This window comes from Nocardioides sp. 1609 (assembly GCF_004522105.1).
Lineage (GTDB): Bacteria > Actinomycetota > Actinomycetes > Propionibacteriales > Nocardioidaceae > Nocardioides.
The window spans coordinates 121,541-143,815 of sequence record NZ_SPUJ01000008.1 but is presented as its reverse complement, the minus strand read 5'-3'; the positions used below and the strand labels follow the sequence as shown (position 1 = coordinate 143,815).

Here is a 22,275-nt window from a genome sequence, read left to right as displayed (position 1 = left end):
GAAGGAGACACCACCCGTGGCGGTTCGCCGACGCAGCGTCATCATCTCCGCCGTGTCCGCCGCGATCGTCGCGGTGGTCGGCTACACCGTCTGGCTGACCTATCAGGTGCAGCAGGACCTCGGTGACGCCGAGGCGGCGGTCTCGGACCTCCGGCAAGCGCTGAACGGGGACGACGCCGCAGCGCGCGACCGGGCCATCGCCGACCTGCAGGACGCGGCGCGCTCGGCCGAGAACCGAACCGACGGCGCGTGGTGGAGCGTGATGACTCACGTCCCGCTCGTCGGCGACGACGCCGACGGCGTGCGCGTCCTGAGCCGGACGCTGTCGTCGGTCGCCACGGACGCGGTCGCACCGATCGCGAGCACCGTCGACGCGCTCGACGGGGTCTACCAGGGCGGCCGGATCGACCTCGCCGCCGTCGAGTCGATGCAGGAACCGGTGGGTCGGGCCAGCGAGGCGCTCACCGCGGCAGCGACGGAGGTCCAGGCGGTCGACTCGTCGGGGTTCGTCGGCGTCCTCGACCGCCGCTTCGACGACTACGCCGACCAGCTGGAACGGGCGGCGGTCAGCCTGCGCTCGGCCGACACAGCCGTCCGCGTCCTTCCCAGGATGGTCGGCGCCGACGGGCCGCGCGACTACCTGCTGCTCTTCCAGAACAACGCGGAGGTCCGGGCGACCGGCGGCATGCCGGGCGCGTGGGCGCTCATCCACGCCGAGGACGGGCGGATCGACATGGCGCGGCAGGGGGTGGCCGGTGACTTCCCGACCGCCGACACGCCCGTGGTGCCGCTGACCCCCGAGGAGGTCGAGGTCTACGGGAAGGAGATCGGTGTGTTCTTCCAGAACCCGGGCTTCGCCCCCGACTTCCCGCGGGCCGCACAGATGTGGGACGCCCACTGGGACAGGCGGTTCCCCAACGTCGACCTCGACGGGGTGCTGGCGCTTGACCCGGTCGGCATGTCCTACCTGCTCGAGGGCACCGGCCCGGTGACGGTCGACGGGCGGAGCCTGACCAGCGAGAACCTCGTCGAGGAGCTGCTCAGCCGGCCCTACCTGGAGCTCGAGCCGGAGGAGCAGGACGTGTTCTTCGGCGGTGCCGCCCGGGCGATCTTCGATGCTGCGTCCACCGACGTGCGGTCGCCCGTCTCGCTCGTCGACGGCTTCGAGCGGGCCGCCCGCGAGGGCCGTTTCCTCGTCGCCTCCTTCGACGAGGAGGACCAGGCGCTCCTGGCCGACAGCCGGGTGCTGGGGGAGCTCGCCGGCGACGACCAGCGGACCCCACACGTCGACGTGGGCCTCAACGACGCCACCGGGTCGAAGATGTCCTACTACCTGCGCTACCGCGTCACGGTGGAGTCGATGTCGTGCGAGAACGACCGCCAGCAACTGGCGGCCCAGATGACGCTGAACCAGGTGATCACCGCGGCGGATGCGGCCGAGCTCCCGGTGTCGGTGACCGGGGGAGGGGTCCGCGGTGTCGACGCCGGCTCCCAGGTCGTCTCCATCCGGATCTACAGCCCGGCCGGCGGCGCGATCGGCGACATCACCCTGAACGGACGGAAGGTCGAGCCCTTCGAGCAGAACGTCCGGGTCAAGGACCGGCAGGTCGTCACGGTCGTCACCGAGCTCTCCACCTTGGACGACGCCGTCATCAACTGGACCATGGAGAGCGGGCCCGGTCAGGTTGGCGACGGTGAGCTAGGTGTGACCCCCAGCGTGGTGTCGGGGATTGCAGGAGGCGTGTTCAGAAGTAGCTGCTCATCTTGAGCATCGCGCGTCACGATCTCGGCCGTCGCCTACAACATGCGCCTAAAGGCGGCCGCTCGGCTGACTAAGCCATACGTCCGCAGGAACGACTAGTTGAACGATTGATCAACAGAAACCGTGTGCAGTGTCTAGGACGGCTGGTGTCGGTCCCTGCTCGGGAATCGGCCGGAAACGGCGAGCAGTGCGCGCATGCTTACGGGGCTTCTTCGTCGCCACGTAGGCACGGCCAAGCGGAAGGCGTCGACCGAACCCTTGACTACGGACATCGGGATGCCCCAACGCACTCCTACCTTCGCAAAGCTGAGCCAGCGGATGGCGAGGTATGGGAGCAGCACCCGCAGCGGCGCGTACTTGATCCCAGTCAGGATGGCTTGCCGGGTGCCGGAACGGATGATCTCGCGGCGCTTCTCAGGCGAACGGTCTGTCGCATGCACCAATCTCATCTGGGGCGAGTGCCAAATTTCCTCGCCTCCCTGCGCAAGACGAATTGCAAGCTCGGACTCCTCGCCTTGACGAAGTCCGTCCTCGTGGTAGCCACCATGCGACAAGAACTTCCCCCGATGCGCCACACAAATCCCACCGGTGAACAGGCCCGTTCGCTGCAGGTCGCCGGTTGGCCGCTCACTGGGAAACTCGATGACAGGGCCGCCGATGATGGCGGCCGAAGGCACCCGGGATATTGCGTCCAGCGCCGCCTCGACGGACCCTTCGGGCAGCCACCCGTCGTCGTCGACGCACATCACCCACTCGGTCTCGGCCAACCTAATTCCCAAGTTCCGGCCGCCGGGGCAGCCAAGGTTCTCAGCCTGTACCTCAACACGCACATGTCCATAGTCCCGAGCCAGCATCTCGGTGGTGTCGTCCTCGGTGCCGTTGACGAGAACTAGCAGCGGCGCCCCTGCTGGCGCTTGCGAGATGATGGAATCCAAACACCGCCGTAGATCCTCGCGACGGTTCCTCGTGAGCACTAGGAAAGACAATCCCATCGTCGACATCATTTCCTCACTTCGGTTACGGTGTTGATCTGGGACTGCATGCATGTGACAACCACTGCCAGTAGGAGCCAATAGATCTCGACGGGTGCGCGGCCGAAGATGGACGCTGAAAACGAGTAAAGGACTCCGGCTGAGACGATTGCGACCGATAGCGACCCCAACGTCGGATCAACTGCGAGTCCGAGCCAGGCAATGCGACCGGCCACCCCGAGGGCAGTGATGAGTAGGACCATGCCCGGCACTCCTAGTTGCATCCCGGCCTCCAAGTATGAGTTGTGCGCTTGGAAAGGCCGAAACTGAGCTTGGAAGGTCAACGGGTACCAGACCTCCGGGCGATCCCACACGTTGTTGAGCCCGAATCCAGTTAACCAATGAGACTCGATCTGGGGCTGCAGTGCCTGCCACAGGGGGACTCGACTTGTCAGAGTCGAGTCCTTCCCGGAGGCCGTCAACGCAGCATTCACCCCGTTTCTGGCTAAGTATGCTATGACTGCGACTGAGGCCAGTAGCAAGCATGCGACCGTGTTCCTCAAAGTTCCGACCGCGTTCGCGAACCGGGAGATCTGAACGACCATGATCACGAACGTGAGGACGACGATGACTTGGACAGAGCCGGACATCAATGCACTTGCCACCGACAGCATGGCTAGGACCGCATAGCCAGGTCGAGCCGACTTCGAAGCACTGAACAATACGATCGACGCGAACACGGCCTGCCGGCCGAAATCATTCTCGTTGCGTAGGAGACCGCTCCAGCCGAGAGATCCGAAGTCATCAACACGGCTTCCAGCTATCGCGAGAAGGCCAATCCAATGGGCCACCATGGCAATGGACATGGCACGCGCCAGCAACTCAAGCAACTCGTTACTTCGCAACGCGCAACCAGAATAGAGCATTGCCGCCGTCATTAGGAGCAAGTCAGCGGCAGCTAGTCCGGTGGCGATTGAGTTTGCTGACCAGGTCATACTCGCAATCCCGAGCACGCCATACCCGGTCATCGTCGCTCCGAGAAGTCCGACATCGTGACGGTTGAACTGCCGGGAGCCAAGAATCAAGACGGCTGCGAGCGCAAACCTGATCACAAATGTAGGTGTACCGACGACGCTCACGATCCATGGGTGGAGGGTCACTTCGACGAGAAGCACGACGAAGGCAACCTTCCACCCTCGTCCGAGAGTCCTGGTCGGACGCCGGTTGTCGACGACGGGCGAGGTCAAGATGCTGCCCAGCGCTCATGGAACATCGGGAGCAACCTCTCGGAGCCAGCTGGTGAGGAACTCGACAGGTTGGGCACGCAAGGCCGCAGTCCGTCCAAGCAGATCACGATCTGACAGACGGGACATCTCGACATCTACGTGGCGCCACCAGTCCTCACTCGGATACTCGCGCTGTGCGTCGAGAATCATCGCGTCATCTGCGTACCAAGCGAGCGCCCCCCGATGCTTCTGCAGGTAGTAGTCGTCGTAGGCGACGCCCACGGACGGAGTTCCTTCCGCCATCGCAAACACGAGAGGGTGGTACCGGGTTGTGACGAGATACTCCGCCTCTCTCAACACCCGTCGCGTCTGGTAGGCGCCGAAACTCGTCGGTGTCTGCACGCACAAGTCCGCCAGGTGTGGCTCGAGATCGTCGATCACCGTCTGCATGAACTGACGGTCATCTGCTCGTTGGAGTCCGACGCAGTTGGGCACGCACAGCACCCGTCTGCCGGTGTTGTGGGCGTGCTGGGCAGCCTCAGCCAGAACCGAGCGGACGCGCTGCCTGAGCGAGTCCGTTGCACTCGTCCAGTCATGGATCGAGACGGCAATGAAGTTGTTGAGTCCCATACCGAGCATCCAGCTCTCGACATCCTCGTCAACCCCGCGCGGAGTCGGAGTGGCGACTGCCCAGTCCAGATGCGCTTCCACTGCTGCGCCGGGGACCAGCTGTCTCGCGGTCGTCGCAGAGATGTGGTCGCGAACGCCGACCTTGTCTGCGCCGGCAAGCATTCGACCTGCTGCGCGACTGGCGGCGGCGTCAACTACCGGACCAATGCCCTGCCCTACAAAGAGGACTGGAACGCCATTCCGCCTCGCAAGCGCCACCAGGATGCCCCACGCTGCGATGGCGTGGAGAGCAAAGCGATCGGTCACTCCTCCTGCGCCTGAGAAAACGAGCCCGCGACTCACCTTGAGCTCTGCTTCCCAAACTGCTTCGACGCCGCGCGCGGGAGCGCCATCGGTGATCTGCTCGCTGCGGCGGTAGCCACGAACAGTCGAACCGCGGTTGAGGATCAGGCCACAGGCAGCCTTGACCTTGTTGCTGAGCCGAGTGGGCGACGGCCTCATCACGTATCGAAGCAGTCCCTCATGCAGAAAGGGAAGCGTCTTGACGCCGGAAAGTGGGGGTGCCCAGCCCGGAAACGCGTCGGTCACGACCGTGCAGTCCGGGTCGATCTCTCGTATCACCCCGACCAGGTTCAGCCACATCATCTCGTCGCCGTAGTTGGACGATCCGTTGGAGCTTCCGATGACGGTCCATTGATTATTCACGATTCTACCCATCGTCTAGTCACCACATTTGCCATCAGTATCATTCCGGAGAGAGCGAGTATCGTGGCAACCACTCCGACCGCCGCGGAGTCGAGTAATCCGCGAGCGTAGAGCAAGGGGCCAATTGTCACAGTTACTGCCAATGCAATGAGTCGTCCAAGAATGCCCTCCCCGACCGCGCCGACGGCTCTCATGCATCTGACGGCAACGTCCAGGATTCCAAGCATCACCCCGCTCAAGATCAGGGCGCAAACAGGGGCGATCGATTGTCGCGAGTCGGGAAGGATCCAGTGGATGTAGGCGGTTATCGCTACACAACCTACGGCGCCGAATAGAAGACTGACTGGCACCAGTCGGAGTGTCTGCGAAAATGCGCGCCCTAGTCCCGTGAAGCCACTCTTGGCGAGCCCGATTGCGGTCGTTGTCCCCAAGCCGTACTGCACGACCTTGACCCCAGCGACGACAGGCATCGCTAGTCCGTAGAGCGAGAGCTGTGCCTCATTGAAGAGTTCAAGAGCGAACGCCTGCTCAAGGCGATAACCGCCGGCGGCTAGGAGGGCTGTCACGTGAATATGGGTTCCTCGTCGGAGCATGTGCCCAATTGAGTCGAGGCTCAGGGCCACGAGGCTGGCGCCCTTGATTGTGGCAAGGGCGCGCCAAACCGTCACGGTGGCTGTGGCGACGGCCCTGGCGGTCAGTACCCCCTCGGCTGTGGGAGCCGTAAGGAGAAGAGCGAGCAGCGTCGAGAACAGCGTTGCGGCTCCAAGTGCAAGAACGAATCGAGCTACTTGGTCGAGGTTTTCGGTTGCTAGTTCGCAGCCTTGAAGGACTGAGTTGAACATTGCAGCCACGACGAGCACGCAGATCGATCCAACGAGGTGAGGGTCGAAGTCGGCTCGCAATGCCAAGGCGGCGGCAACGCCGACGGCGGGGAGTGTAAGCAAGCTTGTGGCAGCAATCGCGGATGCAAACTCGTTTTCACCCTCTCGTGGCCGGCCGCGAAGGTGGTCAAACGTGAGAGTGTCAGGGATCCCCCACATGAATAGCAACGGAGGGATCGTGCAAATGATCACTGCCGCCGTCAGGGCAGCAAACTGAGACATCGGCAGAATCCCCGCACTGGCCAGGGTTCCCGCGGTCGACATCACCATACCGATGAGGTAGGCGCCGGACAGGCGTGAGCCGCCGCGAAAGCGGCCAACGATCTTCAATAACCGTGTCATATTTGGTTTGGTCGTTGTGCGCCCGGTACGAGTTCTCGGATGATCGCCGACGCTTGGCGATGAGAAGACCAGTTCCAGACCACGGCGGCGCGACAGTCCTGGGCTACTCGCTCAGGGTCGAGTTGGGTGCGCTCAATCCATGTAGCACACGCGGTCGCCAAGTGCTGACCGTCTGCTTGTTCTACCAACGATCCATTCACGCCGTCAGTGATCGCTTCGAACTCAGGCATCTGTTCGAACGGATTTGCAATCGTCACCACGGGCGTTCCTGCACCTAAGCTCTGGAGCACGGTGAGGCCTGCGGCGCGCGGGATCACAGTTACTGTCAGTCGTCGGTAGACGTCTTGCAGTTCGCCCTCGGAATACATGGCCCCGGGGAGAAACAGACGCACGCCTAAACTCGCGGCGACGTCTTCCAAACCGGCGCGTTCGTCACCTTCACCGACGATCAAGCAGTCAACATCTATGGAATGTTTGTTCTTGAGATCGGCCGCAGCTTTGATGATCTGGTCGAGACCCTTGGAGCTCGACAACCTGACCACCGCACCGATGACTGGTCGATCGCCGGACGGCAGTGAATCGTTCGAAGCGCTGGTCTGGGAATTCACAACCCTCGACTGATAGCTGTTGTAGATCACCCGCATCCGGTTGGCAGGGTAGCCGGCTCGCACGCCTAGAGCTCGACCGTGATTGCCGTAGAGGAGCAGGACGTGCGCCAATCGGTAGAAGATCTTCCGGACCTGCTTGCGAACTCCAGATTCTGGTTGATGCCAGCCAATCGTCCAGAAGAGGACGCGTCGTCCACGCACCCGACAGCGTGCTGCCTGAACCCATGTCGAGAGGTGGGCGAAGTCACCCAGGAATACGACGGCGGTTGCGTCGAAGTCGTCGAGTACCTTCCCAAGTCCCTGCTGCCAAAGGAACCGTCCCCACCATCGGTTGCGTACCAGGGCTTCGTGTGAGAAGGACCGTGGCGGAGTTGTCTCAATGCTGCCGTCACGTGAATCTCCGCCAGTGACGAACAAGACCTCCTCCAGCCGCTGGTCTAGTTCGCTGAATACCCCGTAGCGGTAGTGAGGCAGGTGCGGGTAGACGATCGCCACCCTTGGGTTGGAATTGCCGTTCATAGGCCTAGGTCGAGGCGGTCGGCAGCGACTCTAGGCAGAACAGGACCGTCAAGGGCCGCTTGGTGGTTTCGCCTCCCGGCTTCGTCGAAGCGGTAGTTGATGATCTTGGCCGGCACGCCAGCAACGATGGCGAACGGGGGTACGTCCCGGGTCACCACGGATCGAGCTCCGACGACAGCACCGTCGCCGATGGTGACACCTCGACGCACGAGGGCACCCCGACCAACCCAAACGTCGCGACCGATCCTCGTGGGCTGCTGCGGTGGGCGACCCGTGAACTGGATGGGTGATCCTGGGATGTCCCAGTTGTGGTCATCGCCAACGATGGCTACGCCATGGGCGAGCATGCTGTAGCGCCCGATGGAGACCATCGGATCGATGTGGACCGCCGCTGCGACGAACACCCACTCCTCGGCTCTGAGGTCGCGGGCCACATTGGCGGCAGCATGAACGTACGCAGTGTCGTGAACCCCGTGAAGGCGCTTGAAGCGGCGTATCCCAGTCCTTCGAAGGCTGCTCAGCACCTCGTAGACCCTTCCGTTACGTCTCAGGCTCACAGTTCTGCCCTCCGGATTCCTGACCATCTGTGGTGGCGCCCGGCAGTCGAGGATATGAACCGGACCACGCGAGTACTGACGTCTCCCACGTCGTACGCGTCGGGCCTTCCGGCTCCAGCCGAGTGCTGCTCAGTAGCAATTAGCAGTGAGCGGAGGACGTCTTCGACCACGAGCCCAGTCATCATGATCGCGCCGCTCTCGAGCGCCTCCGGACGCTCGATCGAGTCACGGAGGGTGATCGCTGGGAAGCCCAGGATCGACGACTCCTCCGAGATGGTGCCCGAGTCCGAGAGGACGCAGGCTGCCTCGAGCTGGAGCTTGTTGTAGTCGTGGAATCCGAAGGGCTCCATGAAGTCGATTCCGGTGAGGTCCAAGTCGGTGTCCAGCGCTTCGAGGCGCTTGCGCGTCCGGGGATGAGTGGAGACGACGATGCGCTTTCCGAACTCGTCCCGGACCGCCACCAGGCAGTCCAGGAGCATCTGCAGGCGCTCGGGCAGGTCGACGTTCTCCTCGCGGTGCGCGCTGACCAGGAAGTACTCGCCTCGGGTCAGGCCGAGCCGTTCGAGCGCGTCTGAGGCGTCGATCTGGTAGCGGAACCTCTCCAGCACCTCGCGCATCGGGGAGCCGGTCACGATCACCCGACGCGGGTGGAGGCCCTCCGCCAGAAGGTTCCGCCGGGCGTGCTCGGTGTAGGCGAGGTTGAAGTCAGCGACGTGGTCCACGAGGCGACGGTTCGTCTCCTCGGGGACGTTCTCGTCGAAGCAGCGGTTGCCCGCCTCCATGTGGAACGTCGGGATCCGCATGCGCTTGGCCATCACGGTGGCGATGCACGAGTTGGTGTCGCCCAGGACGAGCAGCGCGTCCGGCTTCTCCTCGAGCAGCACCTTCTCGGTTCCGATCAGGACGCCGCCCAGCACGGCCCCGAGGCTGCTGGTGTCGACGCCGAGGTAGTGATCCGGCGGCCGCAGGTCCAGGTCGTCGAAGAAGACCTGGTTGAGGGCGTAGTCGTAGTTCTGTCCGGTGTGGACCAGCACGTGCTCGATGCCGGCCGTCTTGTCGAGGCGGTCGATGACACAGGCCAGTCGGATGATCTCGGGTCGCGTGCCGACGATCGTCATGACCTTCATGCGAGTGCCTCCTGGGCGATCGTCTCGGGGAACTGATCCGGGTTGGCCTGGTCGAGCAGCTGGTCCGACCAGAACATGGTGATCAGCTCGGTGTCACCGACATTGCGGATGTTGTGCACCCACAGGGTGGGCATGTCCACGAACGACGGCGTGTCGCCGCTGAGTCGGAACGTCACCACGTCGTCGTGGAGGAGACGTCTCAGCTGGATCTCTGCTTCGCCCTTCACAATGAAGAAGCGCTCCACCTTGTGCAGGTGGTAGTGCTCGCCGCGCTTCTCGCCGGGGTGCGTCGTCGACATGAACGCCATCCCGGTGCCGCCGTGGGCACGGACGGTCTCGAACAGGTCCCCCCTGTTGTCCGCGTGGACCTGCGGCGACACCGGCCACATGTCCGGGAACGCCGCGGCGCGGTAGGTGTTGAACAGGTTGCGTCGCATCGGGGTCGAGATGTCGGGCACCTCTGCCGCAGGCACGTACAGGTCGTGGAACTCCTGGAAGAGTGCCAGGACCTCGCCGATGCCGATCGACTCGGCACCGACCACCGTGCGGGTGTCCGTCCCTATCGCGGAGATGAGCGCCGCGGCCGCGTCCTGGGAGTGGAGGAGCGCGATCTCGCGGTCGCCGGAGAGGTGCGGCGTCCGTCCAGCGGCCACCTCGTGGGCGAAGGTCGCGACGAAAGAGTTGTAGCCCGGGCGTCCGTGCTCCCCGTAGAGGTTGGGCAGCAGGAGGTCGGCGAAGCTGCCCCCGGTGGCGCCGACCGCGCCGCTGAGGATCTCTGCGGCGCGGGCCTTGCCACGGCCGTACGGGTTGTCGAGCTCTGCCTGGACCGAGTTCGCGAAGACGACGCCGACCGGGCGCCCCGCCGCCGCCAGGGCTGCGGCCAGGGTCTCGGCGAGAGCGACGTTGCCCTGCTCGACCTCGTCGTCGGTGCCGGCACGGTTGACGCCGGCGACGTGGAGGACGGCATCGACGTCGGACAGCAGGTCGCCGAGTGCCTGCGGATCGTCGAGCTCGCCGCGGCCCAGCCGAACCGCGTCGACACCGTGCAGCGCCCGCAACCGGCACGCGGTGTGCCAGCCCAGGAAACCGTGTCCGCCGGTGATCGCGACCCTCACGGTTGCGGCCCCGGATCGCGACCGGACTCGGCCAGCGCGCGGCGCACGGGTGGCAGCCGGAGGAGGAGCCGCTTCACGCCGGCTACGTCGAGCCGCTCGCAGTTGTGCGAGGTGTAGTCGTCGTCGACCACCTCCGTCTCGCCCTCGTCGAAGAAGAGCTCGTACTCGAGCGAGCGGGCGTCGAGCGGGACCCGGTAGTAGTCGCCGTGGTCGTCCGCCTTCTGCAGCTCCTCGCGGCTCAGCAGCGACTCGTAGAGCTTCTCGCCGTGCCGGGTGCCGATCACCCGGATCTCGGGGTCGTCGTCGCCGAAGAGGGAGGCCACGGCGCGCGCGAGGTCCTCGACCGTCGACGCGGGCGCCTTGCGCACGAACAGGTCCCCGGGCTCGGACTGGGTGAAGGCGTACTCCACGAGGTCCACGGACTCGTCGAGCGACATCAGGAACCGGGTCATCTTCGGGTCTGTGACCGTCAGGGGCCTGCCCTGCCTGATCTGCTCGATGAAGACGGGGATGACCGATCCGCGGCTGTACATCACGTTGCCGTAGCGGGTGATGGAGACGATCGGACCGTTGACACCGCGATGGCGCGCGTGCGCCTGGGCCACCTTCTCCATCATCGCCTTCGAGATGCCCATGGCGTTGATCGGGTAGACCGCCTTGTCGGTGCTGAGACACACCACCGACTCGACCCCCGCGCGTTCGGCGGCGCGGATGACGTTGTCGCTGCCGTTGACGTTGGTGAGCACCGCCTGCTGCGGGAAGAACTCGCAGCTCGGCACCTGCTTCAGCGCGGCCGCGTGGAAGATGTGGCGGACTCCGTTGACGGCGTCCTCGACGCTCCGGGTGTCCCGAACGTCGCCGACGTGGAACTTCACCCGACCGTCGGCGAGCTCGCGGCGCATGGTGTCCTGCTTCGACTCGTCCCGACTCAGGATGCGCACCTCCTCGATGTCGGTGTCGAGCAGCCGCCGGACCATCGTGGAGCCGAACGACCCCGTGCCCCCGGTCACCAGGACCGGACCCTGAGAACTCGTCACTGCGCGTTCCTTCTCTGATCGGTGGAGACTTCACCGCGGACGCGTCCGCGACCACGGGGCTTGCTCGACGCCGACCGGAGCAGCTCGGCCAGACGCGCCGATCCCACTTCGCGCGCCATCAGTCGGCCGTACAGCTCCCTGCCCCTGCGTCCCATGTCGGCACGCTCCTCCGGGTCTTGAGCCGCCAGCTCGACCACGGCCGAGGCGATCGCGGTCCGGCTCCCGGGCTGGGCGTCGCGGCCGGCTCCGCCGGTGGACACCAGCTCGGCACAGTCGCCGCGGGACACGACCAGCATCGGACGCCCGGCCGCCAACCCCGACTGGACCTTGCTGGGCATCGTCACGGCGAACAACGGCTCGTCGGCCAGCGAGACCACGTGGAAGTCCGAGGAGGCGGTCAACCGTGCGGCCTCCGCCCGCGACACGGGGTCCAGGAAGTGCACCCGGTCGGACCCGGAGGCGCGGGCGACCAGGTCAGCCTTCGACACCCCGGACCCGATCAGCACGAGGTGGGAAGGCTCTGTCACCTGCTCGACGAAGGCGTCCACCAGCGGCTCCAGCGCCTGCGCCTTGCCGTGATTCCCCGCGTACAGGAACACGGACTCGGCCGGGGGGATACCGAGACGAACACGGAGACCTTCGGTCGCGCTGTCGTCGTCGGCGACGGCGAGCTCGGCGTCGGGAAGCCAGTTGTAGACCAGCGACAGCTTGTCGTCCGGCACACCGCGCGAGCCGAGCAGGTCGATCATGCCGGGGGAGATGACGGCGACGTGGGACGCCATCGCGTACGCGCGGCGCACGAACACGTCGACGGCGCGCTCGACCAGGCGGGAGGCGCGTCCCGTCAGGAATCCCGACGCGAAGATGGAGTCCGGCCACACGTCCTGGACCAGCAGGACGTACGGCGTGCCCCACAACACCTTGCCCGCCATGGCCGGCAGCGCGGCGGTTGCCGGCGACGAGTACACCAGGGCGACGTCGCTCCGGCGCAGCAGGCGCTGGCCGAGGAGCGCGCTGCTCAGCGCCCACGACGCGTAGTTCATCAATCGCCCGCGCGCACTCGCGTCGTGGCTCGGATACAGCGGGGTGCGGTGGACGACCACGCCAGCGTGCTCCTCGGTCGTGCGAGAGCCGGCCCGGTAGCCCTCCCGCACGTTGCCGGACGGGTAGTTGGGGATGCCGGTCAGGACCTCGACGTCCAGCCCCTGATCACCGAGGGCGGCGACGATGCCGGCCGGGATCTCGACAGGCTCGGGCGGGTACCACTGACAGACGAAGGCGACGCGAGTGCTCATCGTGCGGGGACCCCCTTCACGACGGCGCCGCCCGGCACGTCCCTGACCACACAGGCTGCGCCCCCGACGACGGCGCCTGCTCCGACGGTGAGCTGGTTCAGCACGACCGCCCCGACCCCCACGAGTACGCCCGGGCCGACCGTGCAGTCGCCCGAGATCGAGGCAGCCGGGTTGACGCTCACGAAGTCGCTGAGCGTCGTGTCGTGGCCGACGGTGACGTTCGGGTTGAGGTGCACGTGCCGGCCCAGCGTGATGTTGGTGGTGACCCGAGCGCCCGCGCAGATCACCGTGCCGGAGCCCACCTCCACAGCACTGCCCAGGGTCGCGGCGGGATGGATCAGCGTCGCGGCGTCCAGGCCGGCCGCGTCGAGCCGCTCGACGAGCGTCCGCCGGACGGAGGGGGATCCGATTCCCACGACGTAGGACGGTCGGTGGGCCCATGCGATCAGGTCCGCAACGGTGCCGAAGTACGACGTCTGACGGGCCTCGAGGCGCTGCAGGTTGGTCGCCGACGGCGCGTCGTCGACGACGCCGACGACGTTCCAAACCGGCTCCGGTGCCGCGGCGTTGATGGCCTCGACGACGTCCAGCGTCTCCCTGCCGAAACCCCCTGCCCCGATGATGACGAGGTCAGCAGCCACGCTGGCTCCCGGTGAACTCGGGCATGGTGACGTCCCCGTCGGCGCTGATGCCGTCGCGCCTGAGGACCTGGGCCACCGTGCGCCAGATGATCGAGGCGTCCAGGCGCAGGCTGCGGTGCTCGACGTACTCCACGTCCTTGGCGAACTTGTCGTCCCACGTCAGGGCGTTCCGGCCACTCACCTGCGCGAGACCGGTCACCCCCGGTCGGACGTCGTGACGCCGACGCTGCTCCGCCGTGTAGCGGTCCAGGTAGCGCACCAGCAGGGGGCGAGGGCCGACCAGGCTCATGTCGCCCTTCACCACGTTCCACAGGGTGGGCAGCTCGTCGAGGCTGGTCGAGCGGAGGAACGAGCCGAACGACGTCATGCGCTCCTCGTCGGTGACCAGCCCACGGGCACTGTCCGTCTCGAGCATGGTGCGGAACTTGACCAGCTCGAAGATCCGCTCGTCCTTGCCGGGCCGTGGCTGCCGGAACAGCACCGGCGAGCCGAGCTTGAGGCGGACCAGGACGGCGACGGCCGCCTGCAGGGGGAGGGAGAGGAGGAGAGCGGTCCCGCCCACGACGACGTCGATCACCCGCTTGACCGGGTCGTAGGCCCTCACGCGCCGACGACCCCGACGATCGCGGCCTCGATGCGCTCGAACTGCGCGTCGGTCAGCGCGGAGCCGGCCGGCAGGGTGAGACCCTGGGCGAAGATGCGCTCGGAGGAGCCGTCGAGCGTCCCGGACAGCCCGGCCGAGACCGGCTGGAGGTGCATCGGCTTCCACACCGGCCGGCACTCGATGCCCGCGTCGCCCAGGGCCGACGCGAGGTCGCCGGCGCTCCACGCTGACACGTCGGGGTCGACGACGATCGCGGTGAGCCAGCAGTTGTCGCCGGCGTCCTCCGCGCCGCCGAGGATGCGGACCCCCGGCTGGTCGGCGAAGAGACGCCGGTAGCGCTCGCGCCACCCGCGGCGACGCTTCAGCATGTCGTCGAGGCGCACCAGCTGCGCCCGGCCGAGGGCGGCGAGGATGTTGGAGAGCCGGTAGTTGTAGCCGACCTCGGTGTGCTCGTAGTGCGCCACCGGCTCCCGGGCCTGGGTCGACAGCTTGCGCACGTGGTCGGCCAGCCGCTGGTCGTCGGTGAGCAGCATGCCGCCCCCGGAGGTCGTCATGATCTTGTTGCCGTTGAACGACAGCACGGAGGCGTCCCCGAACGACCCGGCCGGCCGGCCGTCGTACGTCGCACCGAACGCCTCGGCCGAGTCGCACAGCAGGCGGGCCCCGGCGGCGTCGGCGACCTCGGTGATGGCGTCGTAGTCGACGCACTTGCCGAGCATGTCGACCGGGACGACGGCCGGGACGTTGCGACCGGCGTCCTGCAGGGTCTGCACGGCCTGCGCGAGCAGGGTCGGGCTGATGTTGCCCGACTCCTCGTCGCAGTCGACGAAGTGCGGCTCGGCGCCGACGTAGCGGATGGCGTTGACCGTGGCCGCGAAGGTGAACGTCGACACCGGCACGACGTCGTCCGGCCCGACACCCCACGAGACCAGCGCCAGGTGGAGCGCCGCCGTGCCGGAGGACAGGCCCACGGCGTGGGCGGCGCCGACGCGGGCGGCGACCTCGTCCTCGAAGGCGGTGAGATCGGGACCGGCGGGGGCCACCCAGCCGGACTGGAGGGCTCGCAGCACGTACTGCTGCTCCAGGTCACCGACGTCCGGGGTGGAGAGGAGGACGGGGTCGCCCACGTGCGAAGTCATGCTGCTTTCCGATCTCGTGTGCCGTCCCCAGGCGAGAGTGTAGACACGACCACGCCCGCCACCGCACGTCGGTGGTCACGCCATGGACGCCCTCGTCGCGGCGCCGCCGACGCCCCGCGCCGATGTCTCGCTCGACGGTGCTCCTCCCCTATGGTGGCGCTGTCACAATTCGGCAACAGACAGGACGTTCGTGGAGCTCCGGGACTACTGGCGGACGCTCCGTCGTCGCTGGAAGATGATCGTGGCGTGTGTCGCGCTCGCCGTGGGGGCGGCCGGTCTGCTCACCTGGCAGACGACGCCGCTCTACGCCTCCAGCGCGCAGCTCTTCGTCTCCACCGCGCCGGCCGACGCCGGCGAGGCCTACAGCGGCGGGCTCTTCGCCACCCAGCGGGTCACCTCCTACGTCGACCTCGTCGACACCCGCAAGCTGTCGGAGCAGGTGGCCACCGACCTGGGCGGGGACCTCGAGCCGAGCGAGCTGCGTGCCGCCATCTCGGCGCAGGTCGTGCCCGAGACCGTCACGCTGGTCGTGACCGCCCAGGACGCCGACGCCGTGGTCGCCCGCGACATCGCCCAGGCCTACGCCGAGTCGCTCATCGACCTGATCGCCGACATCGAGACCCCCGACGGCGGCGGGCAGGCGCCGATCCGCGCCTCCATCGTCGACAACGCCGAGACGACGAGCTCGCCCGTGAGCCCGAACACCCCCCGCAACCTGGGGCTGGCGCTGGTCCTGGGGCTGCTGGTCGGCGTCGGCCTCGCCGTGCTCCGCGAGCTCCTCGACACCTCCCTCACCTCGAGCGACGACATCGCCGCGATCACCGACACCCCGATCCTCGGGCACATCAACGTCGACACGGTCGCGATCAAGAAGCAGCCCGCCCTGGCGCTCTCGGAGGCGACGCCGTGGGCGGAGTCGTTCCGCGTGCTGCGCACCAACATGCAGTACGTCGAGGTCGACCACGACCACCGCACCTTCGTCATCTCGAGCTCGCTGCCCGCCGAGGGCAAGTCGACGACCGCGGTCAACCTCGCCATCACCATGGCGATGGCCGGCCAGCGGGTCGCCCTGGTCGAGTGCGACCTGCGCCGTCCCCTGATCGCGGAGCGCCTCGGCCTCGACGACGCCGTCGGGACGACGTCCGTGCTGATCGGGCGCATCGCGCTCGACGACGCCTTGCAGAGCTACGCCGACACCGGCCTGCAGGTGCTGACGTGCGGCCCCCGGCCGCCCAACCCCTCCGAGCTGCTCCAGTCGCACGCGATGGCGGGGCTGATCAGCGACCTGCGCGACCGGTTCGACGTCGTCCTGCTCGACGCGCCGCCGCTGTTGCCCGTCACCGACGCCGCGCTGCTCGCCGCGCAGTCCGACGGCATGCTCGTCGTCGTCCGGCACGGCAAGACCAACCAGGACCAGCTGCGCCACGCCCTCGAGCGGGTCGAGGCGGTCGACGCGAAGGCGGTCGGCGTGGTGGTCAACCTAGCGCCGTCGAAGAAGTCGGACCGCTCCTACAGCTACGGCTACGGGTACGGCTACAGCTACGCGCCCAAGGTCGACAAGAAGTCCGGCAAGATCCGCTCGGCGAAGGGTGTCTCGGGCGACGATCGCGGCGGTCACCGCCGCGCCTGATCCAGCTCAGCGCGTGAGGGCAGGCAGGACGACGCGCAGGAGCGCATCGATCCGCTCGGCCGCCCGGTCCGCCGCGGCGGCGTCCCGCCCGTACGGGTCGGCGACGTCGAGGGCCGGGTCGGCGGGGCCGCGGTGCTCGGCCAGCGCGCCCAGCACCTCGGCCGGGCTCAGGTCGCCCGGCAGGGAGCCGATCGCCCGGCCGGCCTGTCCCAGCGTGACGACCTTGCGGAACGCCGCGGGGGAGTCGTCGAGGATGAAGGAGCGGTGGCTCGCCTCGGCGGTCAGCACCAGGTCGGCGTCCTCGACCATCTGGCGGGTCAGCCGGCGGCTTCGGAAGCCGCTCGGGTCCACGCCGCGCTCGGCGAGGGGCCGGGCCATCTCGGGGCTCACCGCGTGGTCGACCCACCCGTGGGTGCCGGCGCTGGTGAAGCGGACGCCGGGCCCGGCCACCTGGCGCGCCGCGAGCTCCATGTAGGGCGAGCGGCAGATGTTGGCGGTGCACACGAAGAGGACGTCGAGAGGCCGCGGCCCCGGGCCCGGCTCGCGCCGGGCTCCGACCCGCTCGGCGGGCACGGACCCGCGCAGGTCGACGTGGCCGGCCGCGGCGAGGGCCTCGACGACGTCGGCCAGGGCGTCGTCGACGGTGCGGTCGGTGGGGTCGACGCGGACGTCGGCGTCGGCGGGCCCGACGGAGGACGTGCGGCCGACGTGGACCAGGACGAACGCCCCGCCCGCGTCCTCGACCAGGGCGCGGACCTGACGGCGGGTCGCCTCGAGCGGCGCGACCGGGCTGAGGACGGCCACGCCGCCGTGCCGCGCGATCTCCGCGGCGACCCAGCCGAGGCGACGCAGGTGGGTCTCCCGGTCGGCGTCGGAGTCCGTGGGACCGGGGGAGAGGTGCTGGCGCACCTCGTCGCCGTCGAGGCCGGTGGTCGTGCGCGGGTCCTGCCGGCGGACGCGGGCCTCCAGCGCGCGGGCCAGGGCGGCCGTGTCATCGCTCGACGGGCCGGTGAGGAACAGCACCAGACCCGGAGGGCGGCGCGCGTGCGGGAGGTCGGCTGGCACGGCGGTCATCCTCTCACCGCGGCCGACGCCGAGGCGCTCACAGGATTCCCGAAGCGTTCCGAAACGCCTCCTCACTAGCCTCCGGCGCATGCTCCTGGACCCGACGCGCCCACCGCGCGCCCCCCGCCCGTACCTCGCCGTCCTCGTCGCGGCCCTGCTCCTCCTCGGCCTGTCCGGCCTCCCGACCGCCCGGGCCGACGCGTCCGCGCCGGAGGTCGGGGTCGCACCGGCCGCGGTCACCGGGCGGGTCGTCTCCTTCGACGGCGCCGCAGTGGCCGGCGCCACCGTGCGCCTGCGGGCCGTCGCGCGGATCGGGCTGGGGCCGGTCGTCGGCACGGCGACCACCAACGGGCGCGGTCAGTTCTCGCTGGCCGGGGGATCGCCGAGCGGCTCCTACTACGTGGAGCTGGTCGCCGGCTCGCACCAGAGGGGCTGGGCCGGCCAGGACCCGAAGGCGTTCCAGAGCGCGCTCAAGCACGCCGGGACCTACGCCGGCAACGCCGCGCTCGGCACGGTCGTCGCCGTCCCGGCCTTCGTGCGGGGCGTCGTCGTCGACTCCCAGACCAAGCTCGGCGTCCGCGGCGTCAGGGTCACCTTCACCCCCGACGGCAAGGAGCCGCTCACCGCCACCACGCAGCGGGACGGCAGCTTCCGCATCACCGGGATCACCGGCGGCGAGGACGGCGCGATGAAGTTCGCCGGCTCCGCGGTCGGCTACGAGAACGGGGTGTGGGGCTGCGCCAACGCCGTCGTCCCACCGGCGCTCGAGTGCCAGCCGCAGATCGGCGTCATGCCCGGCAAGATCCGTATCGACAAGCTCTAGGAGGACTCACCATGAGCACCCTGCGTTCCGTCCTGGCCGCCGCCGTCGCGGCGACCGTCTGCTCCACCACCCTCGTCGCGGCGACGGCGTCCGCCGAGACCCCCGCTCCCGCGCCGGGACGGGTGATCAAGCCGGGCCAGGTCGGCCAGGCGGTCGCCGGGATGACGGCGACCGAGGCCCTGGCCACCGGCGAGTTCGACGCCGACGTCCCGGCCCCACCGTGCGACCCGATCCGGTTGCGCCCGAAGGGCGTCTGGCGCCACCAGTACGCCGTCCTGGTGAACCAGCAGGACCGGATCGCCGAGATCGCCGTGTTCGGCACCCGGCCGCGCACCGTGCAGGGCCTCGGCGTGGGCTCGACCAACCGCGAGGTCAAGCAGGTCTACGGCGCCCGGCTGTCCGCGCCCGTGGAGGTCGGGTTCGGGCAGTGGGGCCGCTTCGTCCGCAAGGGGACCGGCACCGAGCGCCGGTGGATCGGGTTCCTGTTCGGGGAGGCGTTCGTCGCCGACCGCCCGCTGCGCGGGCGCGACGAGGTCACCCTGGTCGGCGTCCGGACCCGGTTCAAGCCCGGGCTGATGCTCGACGGCTGCTGACACCGGCCCTCGGAGCCCGGCCCTCGGAGCCCGGCCGTCGGCGTTCGGCACGTCACACCACCTCGCGGCACGGAACAACGTGGCCGGACCCGGTGCTGAGCCCTGCATGACCACCATCGGACTCATCGGAGCAGGCAACATCGGCAGCACCGTCGCGCGACTGGCGGTGGACGCCGGTCACGACGTCGTCCTCAGCAACAGCCGCGGGCCGGAGACGCTGGCCGACCTCGTCGCGGACCTCGGTCCGCGCGCCCGGGCGGCGACCGCCGCCGAGGCGGCCGCGGCCGGCGACGTCGTCGTCGTCACCGTGCCGCTCAAGGCCTACCGCGAGGTGCCGGTCGAGCCGCTCGCCGGCAAGGTCGTCATCGACACCAACAACTACTACCCGCAGCGCGACGGCCAGATCGCCGAGCTCGACGACGAGTCGACGACGACGTCCGAGCTGCTCCAGGCCCACCTGCCGACGTCCAAGGTCGTCAAGGGCTTCAACAACATCTACTTCGAGCACCTGCGCGCACTGGCCCGGCCCGCCGGCGACCCCGAGCGCAGCGTCCTGGCCATCGCCGGCGACGACGCCGCCGCCAAGCAGTCCGTGACGGCGTTCCTCGACTCCCTCGGCTACGACGCCCACGACGTCGGCCCGCTCGCCGAGGGCTGGCGCTTCCAGCGCGACACCGCGGCCTACGTCGGCGCCTACGTCGCGGACGGCGACTTCGCGCACCCGCACGCCGCCACCCACGAGTCCCTGGCGCCGCTGCTCGCTGAGGCGAAGCGCTACCGCGACACGGACGACGAGACCGCCTGACGCATATCGGGGCGCGGGCGGCCGGGGGCGGTCGATACGATCCGCCCATGGTGTCTGAGATCAACGTCGTCCGTGTCCACGCCGATGAGCGCGAGGAGCGGACGACCGCGACGGGCACCAAGGCCTGGGAGCTCTTCGCCGACCACCCGGACGTGATCGCGGCCCGGGTGCTGGCGGCGGACGCCGGCGGCGAGCGCCAGCTCAAGGACCTCTCCTACGAGCTCGCCGACGGCGACGAGGTCGAGGGCGTGCTCATCGAGTCCGCCGACGGTCACGACATCCTGCGGCACTCCACTGCGCACGTGATGGCCCAGGCCGTCCAGGAGCTGTTCCCGGACGCCAGGCTCGGCATCGGCCCGCCGATCGAGAACGGGTTCTACTACGACTTCGACGTCGCGACCCCGTTCGTGCCCGAGGACCTCGACAAGATCGAGACCCGGATGCGCAAGATCATCAAGGAGGGCCAGCGGTTCTCCCGACGCGTCACCACCGACGCCGACGCCCTGGTCGAGCTCGCCGACGAGCCCTACAAGGTCGAGCTGATCGGCCTCAAGGGCGGCGGCGCGGAGGCCGCCGAGGGTGCCTCGGTCGAGGTCGGCGCCGGCGAGCTGACGATCTACGACAACGTCCGTCGGGGCGGCGACGTCGCGTGGAGCGACCTGTGCCGCGGCCCGCACCTGCCCACCACCAAGCGCATCCCGGCGTTCAAGCTGATGCGCTCGGCGGCGGCGTACTGGCGTGGGGACGAGAAGAACAAGCAGCTCCAGCGCATCTACGGCACCGCCTGGGAGTCCAAGGAGGCACTCGAGGCGCACCTCGAGCGGATCGCGGAGGCCGAGAAGCGCGACCACCGCAAGCTCGGGCGCGACCTCGACCTGTTCAGCTTCCCCGACGAGATCGGCTCCGGTCTTCCGGTCTTCCACCCCAAGGGCGGCGTCATCAAGCGCGAGATGGAGGACTACGTCCGCCGGCGCCACATCGAGGAGGGCTTCGACTACGTCGGGACCCCGCACATCTCGAAGGAGCAGACGTTCCACCTCTCGGGGCACCTGCCCTACTACGCCGACGGCATGTTCCCGCCCATGGAGCTCGAGGGCGCGAACTACTACCTCAAGGCGATGAACTGCCCGATGCACAACCTGATCTACCGCTCGCGCGGTCGGTCCTACCGCGAGCTGCCGCTGCGGCTCTTCGAGTTCGGGCACGTCTACCGCTACGAGAAGTCCGGCGTCATCCACGGACTGACCCGCGTGCGCGGCTTCGCGCAGGACGACTCGCACTCCTACGTCACCGAGGAGCAGGCGCCCGGCGAGATCAAGCACCTGCTCGACTTCGTGCTCGGGCTGCTGCGCGACTTCGGGCTCGACGACTTCTACCTCGAGCTCTCCACCCGCGACGACTCCAAGCCCGACAAGTTCGTCGGCTCCCAGGAGCAGTGGGACGAGGCGACCGACGTGCTGCGGGTCGCCTGCGAGGAGTCCGGGCTCGAGCTGGTGCCCGACCCGGGCGGCGCGGCGTTCTACGGCCCGAAGGTCTCGGTGCAGGCCAAGGACGCGATCGGGCGCACCTGGCAGATGTCGACGATCCAGTACGACTTCAACCAGCCCGCGGGCTTCGACCTCCAGTACCAGGCCGCCGACGGCACCCGGAAGCAGCCGGTGATGATCCACTCGGCCAAGTTCGGCTCGATCGAGCGGTTCCTCGGCGTCCTCGTCGAGCACTACGCCGGCGCGTTCCCCCCGTGGCTCGCCCCGGTCCAGGTGCAGGCGATCCCGGTCGCCGAGTTCGCCGGCGACTACCTCGCCGACGTCGCCCGGCGGATGAGGCTGCAGGGCCTGCGGGTCGAGGTCGACCACTCCGACGACCGGTTCCAGAAGAAGATCCGCAACGCGCAGCTGCAGAAGGTGCCGTTCATGATGATCGCCGGCAAGGACGACATCGAGGCCGGCGCGGTCTCCTTCCGCTACCGCGACGGGCGTCAGGACAACGGCGTCCCGATCGAGGAGGCTATCGCCCGGGTCGCGACCGCCGTCAACGCCCGCGAGCAGGTCTGAGCGCGACCCCTGGACGGCGGTCGGCGCCGTACCTGGGTGTCACCGGCTGACACCTGCGCACGGCGTCGATCCACAGGCCTCGGGAACCGGCTGGCACCGTGGCGCCGGTGCCCGCAGGATCGTCGCCGTGCACTGCGTCGACGACC

At 68.2% G+C, this 22,275-nt stretch carries 20 protein-coding genes; 6 read left to right on the top strand and 14 right to left on the bottom strand.

Going from position 1 to position 22,275, the window contains the following annotated elements:
• Nucleotides 1-52 precede the first annotated feature (52 nt).
• On the top strand, nucleotides 53-1,768 hold the full coding sequence (locus E4623_RS20425; protein ID WP_134768415.1) for a DUF4012 domain-containing protein: 1,716 nt from the start codon (nucleotides 53-55) through the stop codon (nucleotides 1,766-1,768).
• A gap of 128 nt (nucleotides 1,769-1,896) precedes the next feature.
• On the opposite strand, the gene E4623_RS20420 is transcribed toward E4623_RS20425, so the two are convergent.
• From E4623_RS20420 to E4623_RS20360, 13 genes are all read right to left on the bottom strand, one after another.
• Nucleotides 1,897-2,754 carry a glycosyltransferase gene (locus tag E4623_RS20420; RefSeq protein WP_280633685.1) on the bottom strand — a complete coding sequence of 286 codons (858 nt, stop codon included), beginning with the start codon at nucleotides 2,752-2,754 and terminating at the stop codon, nucleotides 1,897-1,899.
• 8 nt (nucleotides 2,755-2,762) lie between these two features.
• Nucleotides 2,763-3,908, bottom strand: a complete 1,146-nt coding sequence (locus tag E4623_RS20415) for an O-antigen ligase family protein (RefSeq protein ID WP_134768413.1) — start codon at nucleotides 3,906-3,908, stop codon at nucleotides 2,763-2,765.
• 87 nt (nucleotides 3,909-3,995) lie between these two features.
• A complete protein-coding gene (locus E4623_RS20410; RefSeq protein WP_134768412.1) occupies nucleotides 3,996-5,306 on the bottom strand; it encodes a polysaccharide pyruvyl transferase family protein in 1,311 nt (436 codons plus the stop codon).
• The gene (locus tag E4623_RS20405) at nucleotides 5,291-6,397 is read right to left on the bottom strand and encodes a hypothetical protein (protein WP_134768411.1); all 1,107 of its coding nucleotides are present in this window, start codon (nucleotides 6,395-6,397) and stop codon (nucleotides 5,291-5,293) included. Before E4623_RS20405 ends, E4623_RS20410 begins: the two co-directional genes overlap by 16 nt.
• Nucleotides 6,398-6,513: 116 nt before the next feature.
• Nucleotides 6,514-7,620, bottom strand: a complete 1,107-nt coding sequence (locus E4623_RS20400; protein WP_167736776.1) for a glycosyltransferase family 4 protein — start codon at nucleotides 7,618-7,620, stop codon at nucleotides 6,514-6,516.
• 20 nt (nucleotides 7,621-7,640) lie between these two features.
• Nucleotides 7,641-8,168, bottom strand: a complete 528-nt coding sequence (locus E4623_RS23405; protein WP_280633684.1) for a CatB-related O-acetyltransferase — start codon at nucleotides 8,166-8,168, stop codon at nucleotides 7,641-7,643.
• A gap of 29 nt (nucleotides 8,169-8,197) precedes the next feature.
• Nucleotides 8,198-9,328 (bottom strand): UDP-N-acetylglucosamine 2-epimerase (non-hydrolyzing), encoded by a 1,131-nt coding sequence (wecB, locus tag E4623_RS20390; protein ID WP_134768408.1) that lies wholly within the window; start codon nucleotides 9,326-9,328, stop codon nucleotides 8,198-8,200.
• On the bottom strand, nucleotides 9,325-10,443 hold the full coding sequence (locus E4623_RS20385) for an NAD-dependent epimerase/dehydratase family protein (protein WP_134768407.1): 1,119 nt from the start codon (nucleotides 10,441-10,443) through the stop codon (nucleotides 9,325-9,327). Before E4623_RS20385 ends, wecB begins: the two co-directional genes overlap by 4 nt.
• The gene (locus E4623_RS20380; RefSeq protein ID WP_134768406.1) at nucleotides 10,440-11,480 is read right to left on the bottom strand and encodes a polysaccharide biosynthesis protein; all 1,041 of its coding nucleotides are present in this window, start codon (nucleotides 11,478-11,480) and stop codon (nucleotides 10,440-10,442) included. The genes E4623_RS20385 and E4623_RS20380 overlap by 4 nt, the downstream gene beginning before the upstream one ends.
• Nucleotides 11,477-12,775 carry a glycosyltransferase family 4 protein gene (locus E4623_RS20375; protein WP_134768405.1) on the bottom strand — a complete coding sequence of 433 codons (1,299 nt, stop codon included), beginning with the start codon at nucleotides 12,773-12,775 and terminating at the stop codon, nucleotides 11,477-11,479. Before E4623_RS20375 ends, E4623_RS20380 begins: the two co-directional genes overlap by 4 nt.
• Nucleotides 12,772-13,416, bottom strand: a complete 645-nt coding sequence (locus E4623_RS20370; protein WP_134768404.1) for a NeuD/PglB/VioB family sugar acetyltransferase — start codon at nucleotides 13,414-13,416, stop codon at nucleotides 12,772-12,774. The genes E4623_RS20375 and E4623_RS20370 overlap by 4 nt, the downstream gene beginning before the upstream one ends.
• Complete coding sequence (locus E4623_RS20365; RefSeq protein ID WP_134768403.1) at nucleotides 13,406-14,020, bottom strand: sugar transferase; 615 nt, start codon at nucleotides 14,018-14,020, stop codon at nucleotides 13,406-13,408. Before E4623_RS20365 ends, E4623_RS20370 begins: the two co-directional genes overlap by 11 nt.
• Entirely contained in the window at nucleotides 14,017-15,159 is a 1,143-nt protein-coding gene (locus E4623_RS20360; protein ID WP_134768402.1) for an aminotransferase class I/II-fold pyridoxal phosphate-dependent enzyme, read from the bottom strand. Before E4623_RS20360 ends, E4623_RS20365 begins: the two co-directional genes overlap by 4 nt.
• Before the next feature lie 190 nt (nucleotides 15,160-15,349).
• Between E4623_RS20360 and E4623_RS20355 the strand changes: the two genes are divergently transcribed.
• Nucleotides 15,350-16,789, top strand: a complete 1,440-nt coding sequence (locus E4623_RS20355) for a polysaccharide biosynthesis tyrosine autokinase (protein WP_167736775.1) — start codon at nucleotides 15,350-15,352, stop codon at nucleotides 16,787-16,789.
• Nucleotides 16,790-16,795: 6 nt separating this feature from the next.
• Here E4623_RS20355 and E4623_RS20350 read toward each other — a convergent pair whose 3' ends face one another.
• Nucleotides 16,796-17,854, bottom strand: a complete 1,059-nt coding sequence (locus tag E4623_RS20350) for an adenylyl-sulfate kinase (RefSeq protein ID WP_245155194.1) — start codon at nucleotides 17,852-17,854, stop codon at nucleotides 16,796-16,798.
• 88 nt (nucleotides 17,855-17,942) lie between these two features.
• Between E4623_RS20350 and E4623_RS20345 the strand changes: the two genes are divergently transcribed.
• The 4 genes from E4623_RS20345 (at nucleotide 17,943) to thrS (ending at nucleotide 22,129) form a co-directional block, all read left to right on the top strand.
• On the top strand, nucleotides 17,943-18,677 hold the full coding sequence (locus E4623_RS20345; protein ID WP_134768399.1) for a carboxypeptidase-like regulatory domain-containing protein: 735 nt from the start codon (nucleotides 17,943-17,945) through the stop codon (nucleotides 18,675-18,677).
• Nucleotides 18,678-18,688: 11 nt separating this feature from the next.
• Entirely contained in the window at nucleotides 18,689-19,270 is a 582-nt protein-coding gene (locus tag E4623_RS20340) for a hypothetical protein (RefSeq protein WP_134768398.1), read from the top strand.
• A gap of 79 nt (nucleotides 19,271-19,349) precedes the next feature.
• Nucleotides 19,350-20,075, top strand: coding sequence for an NAD(P)-binding domain-containing protein (locus E4623_RS20335; protein WP_280633683.1), 726 nt, complete (start codon nucleotides 19,350-19,352; stop codon nucleotides 20,073-20,075).
• A 50-nt stretch (nucleotides 20,076-20,125) separates the two neighbouring features.
• On the top strand, nucleotides 20,126-22,129 hold the full coding sequence (thrS, locus tag E4623_RS20330) for a threonine--tRNA ligase (protein WP_209020808.1): 2,004 nt from the start codon (nucleotides 20,126-20,128) through the stop codon (nucleotides 22,127-22,129).
• Nucleotides 22,130-22,275 lie beyond the last annotated feature (146 nt).